Raw genomic sequence first — 20,324 nt, 5'->3', positions numbered from 1 at the left:
CACGCCTTTTCAGTTTAACGTCTCACACCGCGATCTCGCCACCGTGACGAATTCGCAGGCATAAGCCGCCTTGTCTTTTTGCATGAACACAATGAACTTGCTGCCGTTGGGAACCGAGGCCTTGATCTCGTATCCCGACGACAGAAGCTGCTTGATGGTCGAAGAGCCGCCGCTCGACAGCGCAACAGCACCCTCGCCCGTTGCCGTCTGGGCAAGAACGGGTGCCGTCATCGCTGCGAGAAAAGCCGGAATGGCCAGCGGCAGACGCATCAGCGGTCGACCTCCCCGAACACGATGTCGAGAGAGCCGAGCACGGCTGTAACGTCGGCAAGCTGATGGCCCTTGCACAGAAAATCCATCGCCTGCAGATGGGCATAGCCCGGAGCGCGGATCTTGCAGCGGTAAGGCTTGTTGGAACCATCGGCAACCACATACACGCCGAACTCGCCCTTTGGCGCTTCGACGGCGGCGTAAACTTCGCCAGCGGGAACGTGGTAACCTTCGGTGTAGAGCTTGAAGTGGTGGATCAGCGCTTCCATCGAACGCTTCATCTCACCGCGCTTGGGCGGAACCACCTTGCCATCCAGCGAGGAGACCGGGCCGATGCGGTGCTTGCCGGACAAAAGCTCGACGCACTGCTTCATGATCTTCACGGATTCGCGCATTTCCTGCATGCGGATCAGGTAACGATCATAGCAGTCGCCGTTCTTGCCAACAGGGATGTCGAATTCCAGATCGGAATAGCACTCATAAGGCTGCGAACGACGCAAATCCCAGGCAGCGCCGGAACCGCGAACCATCACGCCCGTAAAGCCCCAGGCAAAGGCATCTTCCAGCGAGACGACGCCGATATCGACGTTACGCTGCTTATAGATGCGGTTATCCGTCAGTAGGCCCTCGATATTGTCGAGGACGGTGATAAAGGGATCGCACCACTTGCCGATATCGTCAACCAGTTCCGGCGGCAGGTCCTGGTGGACGCCGCCCGGGCGGAAATAGGCCGAGTGCATGCGCGCGCCACAGGCGCGCTCATAAAACACCATCAGCTTTTCGCGCTCTTCGAAGCCCCAGACCGGCGGCGTCATCGCGCCCACGTCCATGGCCTGCGTGGTCACGTTCATGATGTGCGAGAGGATGCGGCCGATTTCCGAATAGAGAACGCGGATCAGCTGGCCGCGCATCGGGATTTCGAGGCCGAGCAGCTTTTCGACGGCGAGCGCGAAAGCGTGCTCCTGGTTCATCGGCGCGACGTAGTCGAGACGATCGAAGTAAGGAACGGCCTGCAGATAGGTCTTCGTCTCGATCAGCTTTTCGGTTCCGCGATGCAGAAGACCGATATGCGGATCAACGCGCTCGACGATTTCGCCGTCCAGTTCCAGAACCAGACGCAGCACGCCGTGCGCGGAGGGATGTTCCGGACCGAAGTTGATCGTGAAGTTGCGGACGTTATGCTCAGTCATTCTAGTGCTCCGCCGAGGTGATCATGGCGATGAATTCGGGGCCGGTCATGTTCTGCGTGATCTCAGCGAAGGAATAGCTCGAAGGCTTTTCATCCGTAAAAATCTGCGACGCGAACCTGAAACTGGAAGGGTTGTCAAAAGCCTGCAGCGACACGGCAAAATGCTTGCCATCCTTGGAACGCCACATCAGCGTGCTGCCGCAATTCTTGCAGAAGCAGCGCTCGCCCCACTCCGACGAGGAATAGACGCCAAGGCTCTCTTCGTTTTCGACGGAGATATCAGCGCATTCGACGGCCAGAAACGCGCCGCCGGACCAGCGGCGGCACATGGAGCAATGGCAAACGCCGAATTCGCGGGCGCCGATGACGGCCTCAAGGCCGACGGCGCCGCAAAGACATTGCCCATGCTCTGTCGCGGAGACCTGGCTCATTGCTTGGCCTTTTCGTCGCCAGGAAGAACGTAATCGGTCCCTTCCCAAGGGGAAAGGAAGTCGAAGTTACGGAATTCCTGCTTCAGCTCGACCGGCTCATAAAGCACGCGCTTCAGAACGTCATCGTAACGCACTTCAACAAACCCGGTAACCGGGAAATCCTTGCGCAGCGGGTGGCCTTCGAAACCGTAATCGGTGAGGATGCGGCGAAGGTCCGCATGGCCCTCAAACGGAATGCCATACATGTCCCAGGCTTCACGCTCGAACCACTCCGCGCCCATGTAGACGGAGGTCGCAGAAGGAACGCCCTCGTCCTCCTCCACCTGCAGCTTGACGCGGACGCGCAAATTCTGGCGCGGCGACAGCAGATGATAGACGACATCGAAACGCTTTTCGCGCTGCGGCCAGTCAACGCCGCAGATATCGATGATATTGACGAATCCGCACTGCACATCGTCGCGCAGGAAGGTCAGAAGCGCGATTACGCTTTCAGGCGTCGTGTTCAGCGTCAGCTCGCCATAGGCGATATCGGCCGACACCACGAGTGAACCGCGCGCTTCCTTAACGTAAGCAGCAAGATCGTTGAGAGCTTCGCTCATTCTAAATCCGTCCTTTGCCCTTAACGCTCGATCGTACCGGTACGCCGGATCTTTTTCTGCAGCAGAAGCACGCCGTAAAGCAGCGCTTCAGCCGTGGGGGGACAGCCCGGAACGTAGATATCCACCGGCACGACGCGATCGCAGCCGCGCACGACGGCGTAGGAATAATGGTAATAACCGCCGCCATTGGCGCAGGAACCCATGGAGATGACGTAACGCGGTTCCGGCATCTGGTCATAGACCTTGCGCAGAGCCGGAGCCATCTTGTTGGTCAGCGTGCCGGCGACGATCATCACGTCCGACTGGCGCGGCGAGGCGCGCGGGGCGACACCGAAGCGCTCCATGTCGTAACGCGGACCGGAAGCCTGCATCAGGCCTTCGACGGCGCAGCAGGCAAGACCGAACTGCATCCACATCAGCGAGCCGGTACGGGCCCAGGTGATGAGTTCGTCTGTCGAGGTGACGAGAAAGCCCTTGTCGGCCAGCTCGTCATTGATCTCAGTGAAGTAGGCATCGTTGCTGCCAACCGGCTTGCCGGTTGAGGGATCGATGATCCCCTTCGGCTGCGGCGCGACGAGCGTGCTGTTGTTCTGGCTCATGCCCATTCCAGCGCTCCCTTCTTCCACTCATAGATAAAGCCGATGGTGAGAACGAGGAGGAACACCATCATCGACCAGAAACCGAACCAGCCCATCTCACCGAAAGACACCGCCCATGGGAACAGGAACGCGACTTCAAGGTCAAAGATGATGAACAGAATCGACACCAGATAAAAGCGGATATCGAACTTCATGCGGGCATCGTCGAAGGCGTTGAAACCGCACTCGAAAGCGGAGAGCTTTTCCGGGTCCGGCGCCTTGTAAGCGACAGCGAAAGGCGCGATCAGAAGCGCCAGGCCGATGACAAGAGCGATACCGATGAATATTGCGATCGGAATGTAGGAACTGAGGAGTTCAGTCATGGTCTCTTCCCTGCCCGGCCGGGTGCCGGGCCTGCCTTTGTGACCTTAGTCTCAAAGAGCGGACAAATATGTTGCAACGCCAAAGTGGTTAGCGCAGCCGCGCCCTCTCTGCAAGAGTTTAGGCACCATTTCAAGACACCTGCCGCATTGATTGGCAACAATATTGCCGGAATTGACGCAAATTTGGGCCACATTTCCGACCTAAGCCCCTCAAATACAATAATAATCGATTGAAGGACGCAACCGCAAAAAAGTCACACGATTTTTACGCCCAAACGTTGGCGAAGTGACGATATCGGGAAATCGAAACTTGACTGATAAAAGCAGGAAAAATCCCGCGGGAAACGGCCGGAATCAGAGACCTGAATCGCTGAAGACAAAGCCGCGCAGACCGCGCATCGATTGTTCAGATGGAGACATTTCAAGAAAGAGAAATGGCGCGAGTGACGGGGCTCGAACCCGCGACCTCCGGCGTGACAGGCCGGCACTCTAACCGACTGAGCTACACCCGCGCTCCACAGACATTCATCTGCGTTTTTTCCGAGGAACAGGATGGCGCGAGTGACGGGGCTCGAACCCGCGACCTCCGGCGTGACAGGCCGGCACTCTAACCAACTGAGCTACACCCGCTTATCCTGACGGACAGAACCTTGGTTCCGCCGTACGAACCAGCCTCGGCTGTTCGTTGAGCGGCTAACTACGGCGTTCGTGCGGGGGTGTCAAGCAGGTTTCACGACAAAAGAATAAGCTTTTTCATTTTGATCAGGAAAAACCCTGGGGCCTTTTATCGACGCTCCAGCAAATGCCCTGTTTTGCGGGCTTTTCCCAACGAAAACAAAAAACTTGTCCACAGCCAGCCGCTTTATCAACGTCATTTCTACGGGGCCGTCATGACGTCATTGGTTTCTGAATTTACCAAAAAGCCCGCAGTTCCCGGCTTTTTGGCCCTCCCCTTCGGTGGAGGGAAAAACCTCCCCGAAAAAAAACAAAAAAACTTCACAAAAGCCCTTGCGGTTTTTTTCCGATCCGAATACATCACGGCCACCGACGCGGCGGACATGATCCGCAAGACGCGAAGGGCGATTAGCTCAGTTGGTAGAGCGCCTCGTTTACACCGAGGATGTCGGGAGTTCGAGTCTCTCATCGCCCACCATTCCTTCTCACAGTGATTTAAAGCAGCCTCGCCGATCGCGGTTTGAACCGTACGCGGTTGCGCTTCACCATGTATGCTTGGCTTCGATGCGCAGCCCCTGCCCTCGGTGGCATGGAAGGGCCATGGTCGCGCGTTACTGCGGTGTAGAATCACATTTCCCAGTTGCCGCGCCGTGCCAAACCGGGACTTTCGTTTCAGATTCGCACAGCCGCAGCCATCCCTGTTTCACCCCGCAACATACCGAAAAATAAGCAGATTTAGAATTTTTAAAGAGATTTCGGGCATTGTTTTCAGGCCGTTTCATGATGAGCGGTGGAACTGATGGATGAAACCATGTCACTCGACGCGTTTGTTACACTCGCGCTTATTGCGCTGCCTGTTTACATTTTTTTCCGCTGGGTCCAGCAGGATTCGGAGAAACCAGATATTTCCAAAAACAAGAATTCCATGGGGCGGTGATCCGGGCGCTGGGATCGCACCATTATCCCGGACGACCTCCGGAGAGAACTTTCGATCACCGATGCGAAGCGGCAATGCCTTTTGAGGGCTTGCATATGACGTATCGTATAAACGCCCGGCATTCAGACCCATACCGCATTAAAAAAGCCGGGCTATGCCCGGCTTTTTCCGTTGCGGCGCTGTCGTGTGCAATCAGTTGACCGCCTTCATCTCGACCTTGAAGAACAGCGTCTCGCCGGAAGAATCATCGACGCCGTCATTATCTGTCACGGCATAGGCCGTTCCCGCCTTGTCGAAGGTGAAGCCTTCCAGCTTGTCGACGACATAGCCGTTGGTCTGGGCCTTGAGGTCGGGCAGGAAGTCATGGGCCTCCTGCTTGGTGACCAGCGGCAATTCGCCACCGATCTTGCCCGGCTTCAGGTCGGCAATCGCCACGCGGTAGAGCTTCTTGATCTTGGCCTTGTCACCGATCTGGTTGTCGCGCTCGACGATATAGACATTGTCGCCCTGTGCGGTGATTTCTGACAGGCCGACCCAACCGGCTTCGGTCTTATCGAGCGGGTAGCGCACGGCGCCCCATTCCTTGGACTTCGGATTATAGGAGACGAGCTTGACGAAGCCCTTCTCGTCGGTGCCCCATTCGCGCTGCACGGCCATCCACAGCGTCGCGTCATCGCCCTTGCCGATCATGGTAACGCCTTCGAAACCGAAGCGGGTATCGCCGGCGAGCAGTTCCTTTGGCAAGGCGATTTCGGCCTTGATTTCACCCTTGGCATTGACGTTGTAGAGCGCATGCGGAACAAGCTTGGCGCTGTCGCCTTCGGAGGCCAGCCAGAACCCTCCCTTGCCATCCAGCGTGATGCCTTCGATGTCAAGCTTCTGCGCCGCAATGCCGTCGCGCTTGACACGCAGCACGTTGGTGATGGTGGCGGGCTTCTTGGTCGCGTCGATGGTGTAGATCGACGGCTGGTTACCATAGACCGAGTCGGACACGGCATAGAGGATGCCAGGCTTCTCGGCATCGCCTACCAGACCCGAAAGAGCGCCCCAGCCGATAGGCGCACCATCGACAGTGGCGGATACCAGCTGCGGATAGGCCAGCTCGCCCTCGGCGCGTTCATAGATCATGACATGCGAGCGGGCGCCGCCGTCTTCCACCAGATCAGCCTCATTGGCCGTGACGAGGAGGTTGCGCGCGGGGATGGCGACAGCGCCTTCCGGCGAAATGCCTGAAGGCAGGAGCTGCGTGAGCTGCGGCTCTGCGCCGGTATCCTTGTAAACAGCGGCAATGGAAGCGCGCTCGGCAAGCACGAAGAAGTACTTTTGACCATCGAAGGTCGCCGTTTCCAGACCCTCCGGCTCGATGCCCTTGGCCTTAGAGCGTTTTTCCGGATAGTGGCCAATGGCCGCTACCGCGTGCTCGAGCGAAGCGCCGGCTTCATAAAGGAGCTTGCCGGTCTTGTCGAAAATGGTGAAGCCGCGTGCACCGCCCTGCCAGTCGCCCTCGTTGGCGATGACGATACGGTCATTGTCCAGCCACTTGACGGCGTCAGGTTCGCGCTTGCGGCCTTCCTGCTTGTCGGTGAATTTCAGCTGGCCATCGGTCTTGGTGTCGATGCCTTCCAGATTGACGGTGCCGGCAGAGAAATGCGTCTTCACCGTGCCGGTCTTGCCGTCGATGATGACGATATGGTTGTTTTCCTGCAGCGTCAGCGCGATCTCGCCATTGGCATTGATCGAGACGAATTCCGGTTCCGGATCTTCAGGGGAAATCTCGGCGAGACCGGTAACGTCGATCTTCTTCAGCGTCGCGCAGTCGGCAACGCCGTCCTTCAGGCCGACAGTGACTAAATAACCGGCTGGCATCTGCGGCAGAGCGCCTTCGTTCACCTCTTCATCACGTTCGTTTTCGATAGCGATGGCGGCAAAGGTTTTATCCGGAGACACCGCGACTGAATCCGGTTGACCGCCGAGATCACAGCTCGCTTCGATCTTCTTGGCAGCGATATCGACAGTCACGAGCTTGCCGGAGGGCTTGGCGCGGTTTTCCGAGGTATTGACGCCGGCGAGAACCTTGAGACCGGCAACGGCAACGGAGGTCGGCTCACCTTCCAGCAGCAATGCGCCGCCGGCCTTGGGAGCCTTGGCATCGGTGATGTCGATGAAGCCGATGCCGCCGAGCGGGCTGTCCGAATAGATCAGCGTCTTGCCGTCTTCGCTGGCGGTGATGATTTCAGCCGAGGTCACGGACTTGGCGTCCTTGTCCGCGGGCAGGTTCTTCGCTACCGGGAAAGAAGCAATGCGGTTAAAAACCGGCTCTGCGGCCGCCGGAAAGGCTGCAGATGTAAGCAGAGCCGCGGTCAAGGCCATCTGAGAAAATCGGAACGCCATTTTATCCCCCTTGGGTTCAGAAATATCCCAAGGCTTCTGCGTCACGGACATGACAGTGGCATGACACTTCATGGCCCGGAATCAAAAAGCCCGGCCGCAAAGGCCGGGCTTTCGTGTTTATGCGCATATTCCGTATATCGAAACGCCGTGTGTCCGGATGGAGGCTACACAGGCACGCCCGACTTTCATTCCATACCATTCGGCATAAACGGCGCCGCTCGAAAGAACTTTCGAAAGGCACGCTCCTTAGACCGGTTGATGGCGTGAGCGCGTCAAAACATGCTTCCTCGTGAACCTGAAAAGCCGCCGCCCGCCGCGGGCGTTACGGCTTTCCGGAAACCTTACGAGTTGACGGCGTCCTTCAGGCCCTTGCCTGCGGAGAACTTCGGAACGTTGCGAGCCGGGATATCGACTTCAGCACCCGTGGAAGGGTTACGGCCCTTGGAGGCTTCACGACGGCTGACGGAGAAGCTGCCAAAGCCGGCGAGGCGGATATCGCCACCGTTCTTCAGTTCGCTCTGTACGGTTTCGAATACGGCATCAACAGCGGAAGCAGCATCTGCCTTCGTGAGACCAGCCTTTTCGGCAACAGCAGAGACGAGCTCGTTCTTGTTCATGTTTCCACCCCTTTCAATGGTTTGAAACGACTCAAATTAAGCCGGCGCAGAATACGTTCGTATCCGCGCGCAGCAACTCAAAAGCGCTGGAATCGCCTGAAAAACAAGGGGTCTGCGGTTTTTTTCACAAAAAAGGCCGACATTTCTGCCGGCCTTCCCCATAATCGTGCCAATTTCGCATCACTTGCGCCGACCTGAAGCCGTACCTTCGTCGTGAAGCCTAACGCATTGAATCTACGCAGGACCTGTCGCGAGCACCGATTCCGGCCCTCGCGACGACGCGTCTCAATGCGCGATGGTCTGGCTGCCGTCATCAACGCCTTCGACCGTTGCGATCACCGGCGTCTCGATGCTGCCATCCCACTCGATGGGCTCCGGCTGGCGAATGAGGGCGTGCTTGATAACCTCGCCCATGCGCGACACCGGAATGATTTCCATCTCGTTCTTCACATTATCCGGAATCTCCGCCAGATCCTTGGCGTTTTCTTCCGGGATCAGCACCTTCTTGATGCCGCCGCGAAGCGCTGCAAGCAGCTTTTCCTTCAGGCCACCGATCGGCAGAACGCGACCACGAAGCGTGATCTCGCCCGTCATCGCCACATCCTTCGAGACCGGAATACCGGTCATGATGGAGACGATCGCGGTTGCCATGGCGACACCGGCGGAGGGACCGTCCTTCGGGGTTGCCCCTTCCGGAACGTGCACGTGGATGTCGCTCTTGTCGAAGCGCGGCGGCTCGATGCCGAAGTCCACGGCGCGCGAACGGACATAGGATGCCGCCGCCGAAATGGATTCCTTCATCACTTCCTTGAGGTTGCCGGTAACCGTCATGCGGCCCTTGCCCGGCATCATCACGCCTTCGATGGTGAGCAGCTCACCGCCGACTTCCGTCCAGGCCAGACCCGTGACGACACCGACCTGATCCTCGCGCTCAGCCTCGCCGTGGCGGAACCGCGGAACGCCCAGATAATCCGGAACGTTTGCTGCGGTAACCTCAACGGACTTGACCTTGCCCTTGATGATCTCGGTGACAGCCTTCCGCGCCAGCTTCATCAGCTCGCGTTCGAAGCTGCGCACGCCCGCCTCGCGGGTGTACTGCTGGATGACAACCATCAGGGCATCATCGGTGACCGAGAATTCTTCCGGACGCAGGGCATGTTCCTTGATCGCCTTGGGCAGCAGGTGACGCTTTGCGATTTCGCGCTTTTCGTCTTCCGTGTAACCGGCGATGCGGATCACTTCCATACGGTCCATCAGCGGGCCGGGAATGTTCAGCGTGTTGGCCGTGGTCACGAACATCACGTCGGACAGGTCGTATTCCACTTCCAGGTAGTGATCCATGAAGGTGGAGTTCTGTTCCGGATCGAGAACCTCGAGCAGCGCCGACGACGGATCGCCACGGAAATCCATGCCCATCTTGTCGATTTCGTCGAGCAGGAAGAGCGGGTTTGCCTTCTTGGCCTTCTTCATCGACTGGACGATCTTGCCCGGCATGGAGCCGATATAGGTGCGGCGGTGACCGCGGATTTCCGCTTCGTCACGAACGCCACCCAGCGCCATGCGCACATACTCGCGGCCGGTTGCCTTGGCGATCGACTTGGCGAGCGAGGTCTTGCCGACGCCGGGCGGGCCGACGAGGCACAGGATCGGGCCACGGATCTTCGTCGCACGGGCCTGCACGGCCAGATACTCGACGATACGCTCCTTGACCTTGTCCAGACCGAAATGGTCCTGATCCAGGATCTTCTCGGCATTGTTGAGGTCCGCCTTGATCTTGGACTTCTTGCCCCAGGGCAGACCAAGCAGCCAGTCCAGATAGTTGCGCACGACAGTCGCTTCCGCGGACATCGGGCTCATCTGGCGCAGCTTCTTCATTTCCGCTTCGGCCTTTTCCTTGGCCTCCTTGGAAAGCTTTGTCTTGGCGATGCGCTCTTCCAGCTCGGCCATCTCGTCACGGCCGTCCTCGCCGTCGCCGAGCTCCTTCTGGATCGCCTTCATCTGCTCGTTCAGGTAATATTCGCGCTGGGTCTTCTCCATCTGGCGCTTGACGCGCGAGCGGATGCGCTTTTCGACCTGAAGAACGGAAATCTCGCCTTCCATGAAGCCAAGCGCTTTTTCAAGCCGCTGCTTCACGCTGACGGTTTCCAGCATTTCCTGCTTTTCGGTGATCTTGATCGACAGGTGCGAAGCGACCGTGTCGGCGAGCTTCGAGTAATCATCGATCTGACCGGCAGCGCCGACAACCTCGGGCGAAATCTTCTTGTTGAGCTTCACATAGCTCTCGAATTCCGAAACGACCGAACGCGAGAGCGCCTCGATCTCGACCGGATCTTCGGCAGGCTCCTGCAAAGGCGTGGCCGAGGCTTCGTAGAAATCCTCGCGACCGGTGTAGCTGTCGATCTGGGCGCGGCCCTTGCCTTCCACCAGCACCTTCACGGTGCCATCGGGAAGCTTCAGAAGCTGCAGGACATTGGCGACCGTGCCGACCTTGTGGATGGCTTCAGGCGCCGGATCGTCGTCGCTGGCGTTGATCTGGGTAACAAGCATAATCTGCTTGTCGGAGCCCATGACTTCCTCGAGCGCACGGATGGATTTTTCCCGCCCGACGAACAGGGGAACGATCATATGCGGGAAAACGACAATGTCGCGCAGGGGAAGTACCGGATAGGTACCGCCAGATGCCGCAGACGTGATGTTCGTCATATCATTTCCTTTCCATGGTCCCTTTCGGGACACTTTGCCGAACGTCTTGGGGGCGTCCGGCATATTCATTTCTCGAGACTGAAAGTGGAGTTTCGAAACACCGATTTCAAGTCGTCGGAGCAGACGGCCTTACGCGACGGCAGGACCGTGAAATTCAACAAAACTCAGCGCTGGCTAATACTACCGACATTTCCGGTTATCCTCGAGGGCTCAGGAACCGGGTCGCCGACGAAATTCACATTTCCGTCATATCGCGCTGCAAATCAGTTGTAAGACTTTATCAGCAAAGCGCAATCCGCTCCAAACGCAAAATCGGGCTTCGTCAAGTTAGCCGCAAGTTTCGTAAGGCCCATCTAATAGAAAAGGCCCGCACGGATGCGGGCCTCTGATTTCATCAAACATCACAGCAGCCGATTACGCCGAGACGTTGGTCTTTTCTTCCTGACGGTCCGCATAGATGTAGAGCGGACGCGCAACGCCGCTGACGACGTCGTTGGAAATGACCACTTCGCGCACGCCCTCCAGCGTCGGCAGTTCGAACATGGTATCCAGCAGGATCTTTTCCATGATCGAGCGCAGGCCACGGGCACCGGTCTTGCGGGTGATCGCCTTGCGGGCGATTTCGCGCAGCGCGTCCTCGTGGAAGGTCAGCTCGACGTCTTCCATCTCGAACAGGCGCTGGTACTGCTTGACCAGAGCGTTCTTCGGCTCGGACAGGATCTGGATCAGCGCATCTTCATCCAGGTCTTCCAGCGTCGCCAGAACGGGCAGACGGCCGATGAATTCCGGAATGAGGCCGAACTTCACCAGATCTTCCGGCTCCAGCTCGCGGAGCACTTCGCCCACACGACGGTCGTCTTCCGCCTTAACGGTCGCACCGAAGCCGATCGAGGTCTTTTCGCCCCGGGCCGAGATGATCTTGTCGAGGCCGGCAAAAGCGCCGCCGCAGATGAACAGGATGTTGGTCGTATCCACCTGCAGGAACTCCTGCTGCGGATGCTTGCGGCCACCCTGCGGCGGAACGGAAGCGACCGTGCCTTCCATGATCTTCAGAAGCGCCTGCTGAACGCCCTCGCCCGATACGTCGCGCGTGATGGACGGGTTGTCCGACTTGCGGGAAATCTTGTCGACTTCGTCGATATAGACGATGCCGCGCTGGGCGCGCTCGACATTGTAATCCGCCGCCTGCAACAGCTTCAGGATGATGTTTTCCACGTCCTCGCCGACATAACCGGCTTCGGTCAGCGTCGTTGCGTCCGCCATGGTGAAGGGAACGTCGATGATGCGGGCGAGCGTCTGAGCAAGATAGGTCTTGCCGCAGCCCGTCGGGCCGACGAGCATGATGTTCGACTTCGCCAGCTCGACATCGCCATTCTTGGAGGCGTGCGCGAGGCGCTTGTAGTGGTTGTGAACGGCCACGGACAGGATTTTCTTCGCCTGCTTCTGGCCGATGACGTATTCGTCGAGGATCTTGATGATGTCCTGCGGGGTGGGCACACCCTCGCGCGACTTCACCATAGACGTCTTGTTCTCCTCGCGGATGATGTCCATGCACAATTCGACGCATTCATCGCAGATGAATACCGTCGGTCCGGCAATGAGTTTCCGGACTTCGTGCTGGCTCTTGCCGCAGAATGAACAATAGAGTGTATTCTTAGAGTCGCCGCCGTTGCTGCCGCTGACTTTGCTCATATCTCTTTCCTTCCAGCACGCCGCAGGTCCGTCAAACGGATCGCGGTCAACTTACCGCCCGCAGATACGGCCGCCCTTGGGGTGCATCGCCGTATCCGCCTCGTTTCCCGGGGTACTAACCGTATCAGATACAGGAGCTGATAACCGGCGGCAACGAATTCCCCATTAAACCAAAGGCCGCGTCATAAAAAATCAACATAGCCTTTATATATACTAATATCGCTTTCTGTTCCGGTTGAAAGCCCCGAAATTACTTTTGCGGGGTCAAACAAACGTCAAAAAGCGTCGCGCCTCAATTCGCGACGGCGCCTTCGATTTCCTGGCGCGAGGTCAGGATCTTGTCGATCACGCCCCAGTCCTTCGCCTCGTCTGCATCCATGAAATGGTCGCGATCGAGGGTTTTTTCAACCTCTTCGAGCGTGCGGCCGGTATGCTTCACGTAGACTTCATTGAGGCGGCGCTTCATCTTAATGATGTCGCGGGCGTGGCGTTCGATATCCGAAGCCTGGCCCTGGAAGCCGCCCGATGGCTGGTGCACCATGATGCGTGCGTTGGGGGTGGCGAAACGCATTCCCTTTTCACCGGCAGCGAGAAGCAGCGAACCCATGGAGGCAGCCTGGCCGACGCAGAGCGTGGAGACCGCAGGGCGTATAAACTGCATCGTATCGTAGATCGCCATGCCGGCGGTCACGACGCCACCTGGCGAATTGATGTAGAGCGCAATTTCCTTCTTCGGGTTCTCGGCCTCGAGGAACAGCAGCTGCGCGCAGACGAGCGACGCCATCTGGTCTTCCACCGGGCCGGTGAGGAAAATGATGCGTTCCTTGAGAAGACGGGAAAATATGTCGTAGGAGCGTTCGCCGCGATTGGTCTGCTCAACGACCATCGGCACCAGAGCCATGGCGGTATCAACTGGATTTTTCATGTCCGTCCTTTGTCAACTCTGCCCGTTGCGGAAACCGCCCCGGAATCACTTCTAACCTTCATACTCCCTACATAGAGTGTCCCTGCCCCGTACTTCAAGACACGAAGCCGCATATCCTTAACGGCTCAACAGCGTTTGCAGGGCTTCGGAGGCCGGCCGCGGCGGGCTTTTGCACCCGTTCGTCCCGGCCGCAGCCATTTGTCTCCCCGCCATCAATTTTTTACCAAGACTGGCGAGGACCAAAAAAATGTACTTCATGCACAGATATAACTTCTAACCGGCAAGAACTCGTTAGTATTTGCTGCTGATACTGAAAAACGAATTTCGGTTCCCATCGGCGAACAGCCCTATCCGGGCGAAATGGCAGCTCAACAATTCAGCGGGAATAACGCACGTCGTGCGAGCTTCTCCGCTTTTGCCGCATGATGGCGCAGATAGGATTTTGCAATGCTGGATGCAAAGACGAGCACGCTACTATGGGCGGCGGAGACGTTCACCCTTGCCGTGCTTCTGGGAACGCTGTGGCTGCACCGCCCTTCCCGCCGGCACAATCTCTATTTCGCCGCCGGCTTTCTCGCCACCGGCTTCGGCACCGTCATGGTGGCGTTTCGCGGAGATATTTCCAGTTTCCTGTCCATTCAGGTCGGCAACGCGCTGGCGCTTTCCGCCTTCGGCTTTTGGCTCGCGGGCCTCTTGTCCCTGGAGAAGCGCAAGCTCGCTGGCTGGATTGCCATTCCGGCCCTCCTGTGGATCGCCGGAATGTTCGTCCCACCCGTGCGAGAAAACATGGTGGCCCGGATCCTGCTTTATCACGCCAGTGCGGCCACGGGCTATTTCATGCTCGCCGGTGTGCTTCTGGCAAATGGCGAGCGCAGGTCGCGCAGCAGAAAAGTTCTGGCGACGATTCTGATCCTGCAGGCTTTTGCCGGCGCCGTCGTTGCCTCCATTGTCATCCCGGCCAATGCGGCCGCGCCCAACGCCATTCCGCTGACATCGGCGCTCGCTTTTTCCGGCATGCTCGGCTTCACGGCCATCATCATGATCAGCGCCAAGATCATCATGGAGGATACGGAGCTTCGTCTCCACCGGCTCGCCATGACCGATCACCTGACCGGTGTCCTTAACCGGCGTGGTCTGCTGGAGGAGTTCGACCGCATCAAGAAGCGCTCACACGGCTCCAGCCGATATGTGGCGCTTGTTCTCTTCGACATCGACCATTTCAAGAAGATCAATGACAGATACGGCCACCAGTCCGGCGACGCCGTACTCGTGCATTTCTGTCAAATCGCGCAACGCGCGATCGGCGACCGCGGCCTTTTCGTGAGGATGGGCGGCGAGGAGTTCGCGCTGGTGGCGGAGGTCGAAAGCCCCTCCAGCACCGTCACGCTTGCCGAATCCATCCGTAACAATCTGCTTCTTTCGAAAATCACCTCACGCGGCGAACCCATCAAGGTGACGACCAGCGTCGGCATATCCGAAGCGATGATCAAGGACGCCGAGCTGAATGTGATGATGACCGAGGCCGACCGAGCGCTTTATGCCGCAAAGAAAGCCGGGCGCAATCGGACCGTAATCCACGTAAATTCGGCCAATGTCGTCGTGCCCGCCTCGGACCGTGACGAAAACCCTATGGATAACAATGCCGACCGGCAGGTCGCGGCGCTGAACCGGATATCCGCAATTGCCAGCCGGTGAAGGTGTAACCATTTGGTGACATATGAAGGAACGCCTGCCGCCCTTCCCAAAGCGCCAAGCGCGGAATAAACCATCAGCATGACAGCGACGTTTCCCTTTCTCAAAATCGATTCCGCCACCCGCCACGTTTCACTCGATGCGCGCGACCCAGCTTTTTACAACGATCCGAACCCCGTCTACGCCGCCCTGCACGCGCAATGTCCCACTTTCTACTGGGAAGAGCAGCGGCAATGGTTTTTCACCTCTTATGACCATGTCAGCTCGCTACTGCGCGACCGCCGGTTTGGACGACAGATCCTGCATGTGGCAACTCGTGAAGAGATCGGCCTGCCAGAGCCGCTTGAGCATGTGAAGCATTTCGACCTGGCCGAGCAGCATTCGCTTCTGGAACTGGAGCCGCCGGAGCATACGCGGCTGCGCACGCTGATCAACCGCGCCTTCGTGTCACGGCATGTCGACAAGATGAAGCCGGAGATCGAGGAACTCGCCAACCGGCTGATTGACGCTTTCGAAGAGAAGGGCGAGACGGAACTGCTTTCCTCCTACGCCGATATCATCCCGGTAACGATGATCGCCCGGATGATCGGCATTCCCGAGGAAATGGGGCCGCAGCTGCTGAAGTGGTCGCATGCCTATGTCGGCATGTACATGTTCAAGCGCACACCGGAAGACGAGCTTCTGGCCGACAGGGCTGCGAAGGAATTTTCGGATTATGTTCGCAGCGTGATCGCCGAGCGGCGGGCCAAGCCTGAGGACGACCTGCTGAGCCACATGATCCATACCGAGCACAAGGGTCAATATCTGACCGACGACGAGCTGGTGTCCACCACCATCGTCCTGCTCAACGCGGGCCATGAAGCGACCGTTCATCAGATCGGCAATTCCGTGCGTATCATTCTGGAGAGCGGGATATCGCCGCAGACCTTGTTTAGCGACGAGGCCGCCACGGAACGCACGGTGGAGGAAACCCTGCGGATCTGCGCGCCGGTGCACATCTTCCAGCGATGGGTTCTGGAGCCGGTCGAGATTGACGGCGTGCAGTTCAAGCGTGGCGACAAGGTGAGCCTGATCCTGGCTGCGGCCAACCTCGATCCGTCAAAATTCCCTGATCCACTGACCTTCCGGCCGGAGCGCAACGAAGGCGCCAATGTCTCCTTCGGCGCCGGCATCCATTTCTGTATCGGCGCGCCATTGGCAAGACTGGAACTGAACCTTGCCCTGCCACTGCTTTTCAAACGCCTGCCGCGCCTGAAAATTGCCGAGCCGCCCAAGGTCAAGGATGTCTATCATTTCCATGGGCTGGAGCGGCTCGATCTCAGCTGGTAGCGTGCGCAGGCCTTAAATCTGGGCCAGACCGCCATCGACCGAAAGCTCGACGCCGGTGATGTAACTGGCCTTTGAAGAGGCCAGAAACAGAACGGCCTCAGCGATCTCGTCGGGGTCGGCCATCCGGCCGATCGGCGCGGCATCCTTCAGATAGGCCTCGAAACCGGCGATCTTTTCTTCATCGAGCTTCAGGCCGTTTTCCATGATCGGCGTGCGGGTCACGCCCGGGCTAACCGTATTGACGCGGATGCCCCGCGCCTTGAGGTCGTTGGCAAAACTGCGGGCGAATGAGCGAACGGCCGCCTTGGAAGCATTATAGGCGCTCAACCTCTCCAGGCCCTTGTTGCCGACGATCGACCCGGTGAGCACGATCGAGCCGCCATCGCGCAGGACCGGCAGCAATGTCTGCACGGTGTAGAAAACGCCCTTGACGTTGATGTCGAAAATCCGGTCGTACAGCGCCTCGTGGGTATCGCCGAGGTCATTGTTCTCGGCGATGCCGGCATTGGCGACCAGCACGTCCACCTTCCGGCCATCTGCTTCAATGCGCGCCTTGAGCCGTTCCAGATCGGAGAGCTTGGCAACATCGGACGCGAAGCCGATCGCCCCCTGCCCGAGCCTGGCGACCGCTGCCTCGAGATTGGCGGTATTGCGGCCTGTCACGTAAACGGCGGAGGCTCCGCCTTCCAGAGCCAATCTCGCGACGGAAAAGCCGATGCCAGTCGATCCACCGGTGACAACCACGACCTGCCCACTGAACAATCCAGACATTGCAAACTCCATGAATGTCGTAATTTCCGAATAACCATAATTCGGTATTTCGGTTTTATTGAAATATTGAAGCTTGTCAATCCATGTGCTAGAGGCGGTCCATGGCTCAGTTTTTTCATCCCGCACGCGAAGACATTTCGCTCACGGCCGTGCTCGCCGCTCTTGGCGAACCGGCACGCATGGGCATCATCCGAAAATTATGGGGCTCCGAGACCGGACAGAATTGTGGTGCCGCAGCACCCTGTCAGGACATGCCGCGTTCAACCCTGTCCAGCCATATGCGGATCCTGCGGGAGGCAGGGTTGATTCGAACCCACAAACAGGGTGTCGAGAATATCAGCGTCGTCCGTGTCGACGATTTGGAAGCCCGCTTTCCCGGGCTCCTTCAATCCATCATCTCGTTCGACCAGCTATAGCGTGACCGAGCGGATTTCCGCCGTCACAGCCTGATGACATAGTCTTTTCGTGTTGTCTCCACGACTTCCCAGGTGCCGGTAAAGCCGGGCCGCAGCACAAGCCTGTCGCCCGGTCTGAGGTCACGCGGGGCCCCGCCATCCTCGGTCAGGATGGAATGGCCCTCGAGGATGCTGAAATATTCCCATTCGTCATAGACGACACGCCATTTTCCGGGTGTGGATTGCCAGATGCCGGCATAAATACCGCCCGGCGCTTCCTCCAGATTCCATGTGGTGAATTTGGGGTCGCCGGAGATCAATCGCTCCGGCGCTGGCGCACCATGCTCTGCTTCGAGGGAAGCATCTTCGAATGTCAGTAGGTTGCTCATCGCGACGCCGACCTCTCAGACTTTTGCAAGCGATTGTTCAAGATCGGCAATGATGTCGTTGACATCCTCGATTCCGACGGACAGACGCACCACATCCGGACCGGCGCCGGCCGCCGTCTGCTGCTCCGGCGTCAGCTGGGCATGGGTGGTGGAAGCCGGGTGGATGACAAGCGAGCGCGTGTCACCGATATTAGCGAGATGGGAGAATAGCTGCAGCCCTTCGACCAGTGCCTTGCCGGCCGCATAACCGCCCTTGACGCCAAATGTAAAGACCGAACCCGCGCCCTTCGGCGAGTAACGCTGCTGGAGGGCGTGATTGTCGCTTTCCTCCAGGCCGGCATAATTCACCCAGCCGACCTTGGGATGTGCCTTAAGCCATTTGGCGACGGCAAGCGCATTGTCTGAATGGCGTTGAACGCGCAGCGGCAGGGTCTCAATTCCCGTGAGAATGAGGAAGGCGTTGAAGGGCGAAATCGCCGGGCCGAGATCGCGCAGGCCAAGCACGCGGCAGGCGATGGCAAAGGCGAAATTACCGAAAGTCTGGTGGAGCACGACGCCGGAATATTCGGGCCGGGGCTGTGACAGGGCCGGAAACCGGTCTGTTGCCGACCAGTCGAAGGTTCCGCCGTCAACGATGATGCCGCCCATGGAATTACCGTGGCCACCGAGGAATTTCGTCAGCGAATGCAGTACGATGTCTGCACCGTGTTCCAGCGGTCGCAGCAGATATGGGCTTGCCATCGTGTTGTCGACGATCAGCGGCAGGCCGTGCCGATGGGCAACTTCGGCAATTGCGGCGATATCCACAAAGGTGCCGCCTGGATTTGCAAGGCTTTCTATGAAGACGGCGCGTGTGCGCTCATCGATCTGCTGTTCGAAACTGGCGGGATCGGTGGCGTCGGCCCAGCGAACCTGCCAGTCGAAACCTTTGAAGGCGTGGCCGAACTGGTTGATCGATCCGCCGTAAAGCTGACGGGCGGCGATGAAATTGTCGCCGGACTGCAGCAGCGTATGAAAAACCAGCAATTGTGCGGCGTGGCCGGAGGCGACGGCAAGCGCTGCGGTACCACCCTCAAGCGCGGCCACACGCTCTTCCAGAACCGCCTGAGTGGGGTTCATGATGCGGGTGTAGATATTGCCGAACTCTTTCAGCCCAAACAGGGCGGCGGCATGATCCGCATCACGGAAAGCGTAGGCCGTCGTCTGATAGATGGGTGTCGCCCGTGCGCCGGTCGTAGGATCAGGCTGTGCGCCCGCATGGATGGCCAGCGTTGAAAAACCGGGATTGCTGCTCGGCATGATGTTTCCTCCAATGGAATTCTGGAGGGATCATAATGCCTTGGCGCCAAATGATAAGCCCAATCCGTACCAACTATCATGCGATATTGAGACGCGGATACTCAATTGCCGGGCAACGGTTCATCACCACGTCAATGCCATAAGCCTCGGCCTTGGCGGCGGCATTATCGTCCCGCACGGATAGCTGACCCCAGATCACCTTTGGGCGTTGCGGCAGCAAGATCGCCTCGTCGACAATCGCGGAAAGATATTCCGGCGCACGAAACACATCGATCATATCAACAGCCTCGGGAATATCGGCCAGCCGGGCATAGACCGCCTGTCCCAGTATCTCCTTGCCCGCCTGACCCGGATTGACCGGAAACACGCGATAGCCCTTGGACAGCAGGAAGCGCATGACGCCATGGCTCGGCCGATCCGGATTGGGCGAAGCTCCCAGCAGGGCGATGGTTTTGACATTCGTCAGGATTTTCCTGGGGTAATCCGCTTCGTAAGTATCATGCTGCATGTCAACTTATTCCTTTGGCATACCACCTGATCCAGAGAGGCGCAGGCGTCTGGAGCGTTGCTTTAATGCCCACCAGCCTCTCCTCTCCCGCATGGTTCCAGCGCCGGCAACCTTCACGCCGTTTCATGCGATGCCATTCTCATCTAGGACGCTCCGGTCGTCTCCGGAACCCCGAAAGCGCAAAAATTAATATCTCCGCCGGATCGGCACTCTGCAACCCCGTTTTCATCGACGCAAAATGATTTCACAAAATCGCGCACACACCGGATGTATTGAGTATTTTCATCCACTTTTCAAAAATTGCGCCGAACGGCCATCGAAACAGGCGGAAACAACATTAGCGTGCATTCCATGCGCTCTTCGTCTCCTGTTTGTTTTCATTCCGTTCACCGGTTATTTAGCCGCGACTAATTTTCAAAAAGTTATTTCGTAAACCAACCATTCTATAAGTCTGCAACGTTATAGTGGAGTTTCGATGGGAATTCTGAAATTTATTTTCATTGGTCATCATACGATTTTAGTCGCCCGCACGCTCATTTGAAACGCCAGGC

The 20,324-nt window shown here is 58.0% G+C and carries 18 protein-coding genes and 3 tRNA genes; 4 read left to right on the top strand and 17 right to left on the bottom strand.

The annotated features are described in order from the left end of the window. Positions 1-9: 9 nt before the first annotated feature. The 8 genes from ACZ47E_RS04470 to ACZ47E_RS04435 all read right to left on the bottom strand — a co-directional run bounded on the left by ACZ47E_RS04470 (position 10) and on the right by ACZ47E_RS04435 (position 4,080). On the bottom strand, positions 10-270 hold the full coding sequence (locus ACZ47E_RS04470; RefSeq protein WP_184285427.1) for a hypothetical protein: 261 nt from the start codon (positions 268-270) through the stop codon (positions 10-12). After that, positions 270-1,460 carry an NADH-quinone oxidoreductase subunit D gene (locus ACZ47E_RS04465; RefSeq protein WP_004441317.1) on the bottom strand — a complete coding sequence of 397 codons (1,191 nt, stop codon included), beginning with the start codon at positions 1,458-1,460 and terminating at the stop codon, positions 270-272. The genes ACZ47E_RS04470 and ACZ47E_RS04465 overlap by 1 nt, the downstream gene beginning before the upstream one ends. Before the next feature lies 1 nt (position 1,461). Next, positions 1,462-1,890: a GFA family protein gene (locus ACZ47E_RS04460; protein ID WP_004441314.1), complete on the bottom strand. Its 429-nt coding sequence runs from the start codon at positions 1,888-1,890 to the stop codon at positions 1,462-1,464. Then, positions 1,887-2,489, bottom strand: a complete 603-nt coding sequence (locus ACZ47E_RS04455) for an NADH-quinone oxidoreductase subunit C (protein ID WP_004441311.1) — start codon at positions 2,487-2,489, stop codon at positions 1,887-1,889. The genes ACZ47E_RS04460 and ACZ47E_RS04455 overlap by 4 nt, the downstream gene beginning before the upstream one ends. A 20-nt stretch (positions 2,490-2,509) precedes the next feature. Continuing rightward, positions 2,510-3,094, bottom strand: coding sequence for a NuoB/complex I 20 kDa subunit family protein (locus ACZ47E_RS04450; RefSeq protein WP_003496467.1), 585 nt, complete (start codon positions 3,092-3,094; stop codon positions 2,510-2,512). Further along, the gene (locus ACZ47E_RS04445) at positions 3,085-3,450 is read right to left on the bottom strand and encodes an NADH-quinone oxidoreductase subunit A (protein WP_003496469.1); all 366 of its coding nucleotides are present in this window, start codon (positions 3,448-3,450) and stop codon (positions 3,085-3,087) included. The genes ACZ47E_RS04450 and ACZ47E_RS04445 overlap by 10 nt, the downstream gene beginning before the upstream one ends. Before the next feature lie 435 nt (positions 3,451-3,885). Then, positions 3,886-3,962: transfer RNA gene (locus ACZ47E_RS04440), tRNA-Asp, on the bottom strand. Between the two features lie 41 nt (positions 3,963-4,003). After that, positions 4,004-4,080: transfer RNA gene (locus ACZ47E_RS04435), tRNA-Asp, on the bottom strand. A gap of 447 nt (positions 4,081-4,527) precedes the next feature. Here ACZ47E_RS04435 and ACZ47E_RS04430 point away from each other — a divergent pair. After that, positions 4,528-4,603, top strand: a tRNA-Val gene (locus ACZ47E_RS04430). A gap of 651 nt (positions 4,604-5,254) precedes the next feature. On the opposite strand, the gene ACZ47E_RS04425 is transcribed toward ACZ47E_RS04430, so the two are convergent. The 5 genes from ACZ47E_RS04425 to clpP all read right to left on the bottom strand — a co-directional run bounded on the left by ACZ47E_RS04425 (position 5,255) and on the right by clpP (position 13,390). Next, positions 5,255-7,453, bottom strand: a complete 2,199-nt coding sequence (locus ACZ47E_RS04425) for an esterase-like activity of phytase family protein (RefSeq protein ID WP_464016901.1) — start codon at positions 7,451-7,453, stop codon at positions 5,255-5,257. A 341-nt stretch (positions 7,454-7,794) separates the two neighbouring features. Continuing rightward, positions 7,795-8,070, bottom strand: a complete 276-nt coding sequence (gene hupB, locus ACZ47E_RS04420; protein WP_003502360.1) for a DNA-binding protein HupB — start codon at positions 8,068-8,070, stop codon at positions 7,795-7,797. A gap of 285 nt (positions 8,071-8,355) precedes the next feature. Next, a complete protein-coding gene (lon, locus tag ACZ47E_RS04415; RefSeq protein ID WP_004441301.1) occupies positions 8,356-10,773 on the bottom strand; it encodes an endopeptidase La in 2,418 nt (805 codons plus the stop codon). Between the two features lie 414 nt (positions 10,774-11,187). Then, positions 11,188-12,465, bottom strand: a complete 1,278-nt coding sequence (gene clpX, locus ACZ47E_RS04410) for an ATP-dependent Clp protease ATP-binding subunit ClpX (RefSeq protein WP_003521528.1) — start codon at positions 12,463-12,465, stop codon at positions 11,188-11,190. A gap of 292 nt (positions 12,466-12,757) precedes the next feature. Then, on the bottom strand, positions 12,758-13,390 hold the full coding sequence (gene clpP / locus ACZ47E_RS04405; protein ID WP_004441299.1) for an ATP-dependent Clp endopeptidase proteolytic subunit ClpP: 633 nt from the start codon (positions 13,388-13,390) through the stop codon (positions 12,758-12,760). Positions 13,391-13,837: 447 nt separating this feature from the next. Between clpP and ACZ47E_RS04400 the strand changes: the two genes are divergently transcribed. Together ACZ47E_RS04400 and ACZ47E_RS04395 are read left to right on the top strand one after the other, a co-directional pair. Then, the gene (locus ACZ47E_RS04400; RefSeq protein WP_004441298.1) at positions 13,838-15,085 is read left to right on the top strand and encodes a GGDEF domain-containing protein; all 1,248 of its coding nucleotides are present in this window, start codon (positions 13,838-13,840) and stop codon (positions 15,083-15,085) included. 78 nt (positions 15,086-15,163) lie between these two features. Further along, on the top strand, positions 15,164-16,411 hold the full coding sequence (locus tag ACZ47E_RS04395; RefSeq protein WP_278067377.1) for a cytochrome P450: 1,248 nt from the start codon (positions 15,164-15,166) through the stop codon (positions 16,409-16,411). A gap of 12 nt (positions 16,412-16,423) precedes the next feature. On the opposite strand, the gene ACZ47E_RS04390 is transcribed toward ACZ47E_RS04395, so the two are convergent. Next, positions 16,424-17,194 (bottom strand): SDR family NAD(P)-dependent oxidoreductase, encoded by a 771-nt coding sequence (locus ACZ47E_RS04390; protein ID WP_162471989.1) that lies wholly within the window; start codon positions 17,192-17,194, stop codon positions 16,424-16,426. A gap of 89 nt (positions 17,195-17,283) precedes the next feature. Between ACZ47E_RS04390 and ACZ47E_RS04385 the strand changes: the two genes are divergently transcribed. Then, entirely contained in the window at positions 17,284-17,598 is a 315-nt protein-coding gene (locus ACZ47E_RS04385) for an ArsR/SmtB family transcription factor (RefSeq protein WP_004441293.1), read from the top strand. A 23-nt stretch (positions 17,599-17,621) separates the two neighbouring features. Here ACZ47E_RS04385 and ACZ47E_RS04380 read toward each other — a convergent pair whose 3' ends face one another. The 3 genes from ACZ47E_RS04380 to ACZ47E_RS04370 all read right to left on the bottom strand — a co-directional run bounded on the left by ACZ47E_RS04380 (position 17,622) and on the right by ACZ47E_RS04370 (position 19,773). After that, the gene (locus ACZ47E_RS04380; protein WP_037089057.1) at positions 17,622-17,966 is read right to left on the bottom strand and encodes a cupin domain-containing protein; all 345 of its coding nucleotides are present in this window, start codon (positions 17,964-17,966) and stop codon (positions 17,622-17,624) included. Between the two features lie 15 nt (positions 17,967-17,981). Further along, a complete protein-coding gene (locus ACZ47E_RS04375; protein WP_004441291.1) occupies positions 17,982-19,265 on the bottom strand; it encodes an O-acetylhomoserine aminocarboxypropyltransferase in 1,284 nt (427 codons plus the stop codon). A 76-nt stretch (positions 19,266-19,341) separates the two neighbouring features. After that, positions 19,342-19,773, bottom strand: coding sequence for a CoA-binding protein (locus ACZ47E_RS04370; protein ID WP_278067376.1), 432 nt, complete (start codon positions 19,771-19,773; stop codon positions 19,342-19,344). Positions 19,774-20,324 lie beyond the last annotated feature (551 nt).

This window comes from Agrobacterium sp. 5Ca39, assembly GCF_055382365.1.
This window is presented reverse-complemented; position numbering and strand designations above follow the sequence as displayed.

Excerpts from the sequence above, each read along its gene's own strand:
- hupB (WP_003502360.1), bottom strand. The coding sequence starts at position 8,070 with ATGAACAAGAACGAGCTCGTCTCTGCTGTTGCCGAAAAGGCTGGTCTC.
- ACZ47E_RS04400 (WP_004441298.1), top strand. The coding sequence starts at position 13,838 with ATGCTGGATGCAAAGACGAGCACGCTACTATGGGCGGCGGAGACGTTC.
- clpP (WP_004441299.1), bottom strand. The coding sequence starts at position 13,390 with ATGAAAAATCCAGTTGATACCGCCATGGCTCTGGTGCCGATGGTCGTT.
- ACZ47E_RS04460 (WP_004441314.1), bottom strand. The coding sequence starts at position 1,890 with ATGAGCCAGGTCTCCGCGACAGAGCATGGGCAATGTCTTTGCGGCGCC.
- ACZ47E_RS04370 (WP_278067376.1), bottom strand. The coding sequence starts at position 19,773 with ATGCAGCATGATACTTACGAAGCGGATTACCCCAGGAAAATCCTGACG.
- ACZ47E_RS04375 (WP_004441291.1), bottom strand. The coding sequence starts at position 19,265 with ATGCCGAGCAGCAATCCCGGTTTTTCAACGCTGGCCATCCATGCGGGC.
- ACZ47E_RS04465 (WP_004441317.1), bottom strand. The coding sequence starts at position 1,460 with ATGACTGAGCATAACGTCCGCAACTTCACGATCAACTTCGGTCCGGAA.
- clpX (WP_003521528.1), bottom strand. The coding sequence starts at position 12,465 with ATGAGCAAAGTCAGCGGCAGCAACGGCGGCGACTCTAAGAATACACTC.
- ACZ47E_RS04385 (WP_004441293.1), top strand. The coding sequence starts at position 17,284 with ATGGCTCAGTTTTTTCATCCCGCACGCGAAGACATTTCGCTCACGGCC.
- ACZ47E_RS04470 (WP_184285427.1), bottom strand. The coding sequence starts at position 270 with ATGCGTCTGCCGCTGGCCATTCCGGCTTTTCTCGCAGCGATGACGGCA.
- ACZ47E_RS04450 (WP_003496467.1), bottom strand. The coding sequence starts at position 3,094 with ATGGGCATGAGCCAGAACAACAGCACGCTCGTCGCGCCGCAGCCGAAG.
- ACZ47E_RS04425 (WP_464016901.1), bottom strand. The coding sequence starts at position 7,453 with ATGGCGTTCCGATTTTCTCAGATGGCCTTGACCGCGGCTCTGCTTACA.
- ACZ47E_RS04390 (WP_162471989.1), bottom strand. The coding sequence starts at position 17,194 with ATGGAGTTTGCAATGTCTGGATTGTTCAGTGGGCAGGTCGTGGTTGTC.
- ACZ47E_RS04445 (WP_003496469.1), bottom strand. The coding sequence starts at position 3,450 with ATGACTGAACTCCTCAGTTCCTACATTCCGATCGCAATATTCATCGGT.
- ACZ47E_RS04380 (WP_037089057.1), bottom strand. The coding sequence starts at position 17,966 with ATGAGCAACCTACTGACATTCGAAGATGCTTCCCTCGAAGCAGAGCAT.
- ACZ47E_RS04395 (WP_278067377.1), top strand. The coding sequence starts at position 15,164 with ATGACAGCGACGTTTCCCTTTCTCAAAATCGATTCCGCCACCCGCCAC.
- ACZ47E_RS04455 (WP_004441311.1), bottom strand. The coding sequence starts at position 2,489 with ATGAGCGAAGCTCTCAACGATCTTGCTGCTTACGTTAAGGAAGCGCGC.
- lon (WP_004441301.1), bottom strand. The coding sequence starts at position 10,773 with ATGACGAACATCACGTCTGCGGCATCTGGCGGTACCTATCCGGTACTT.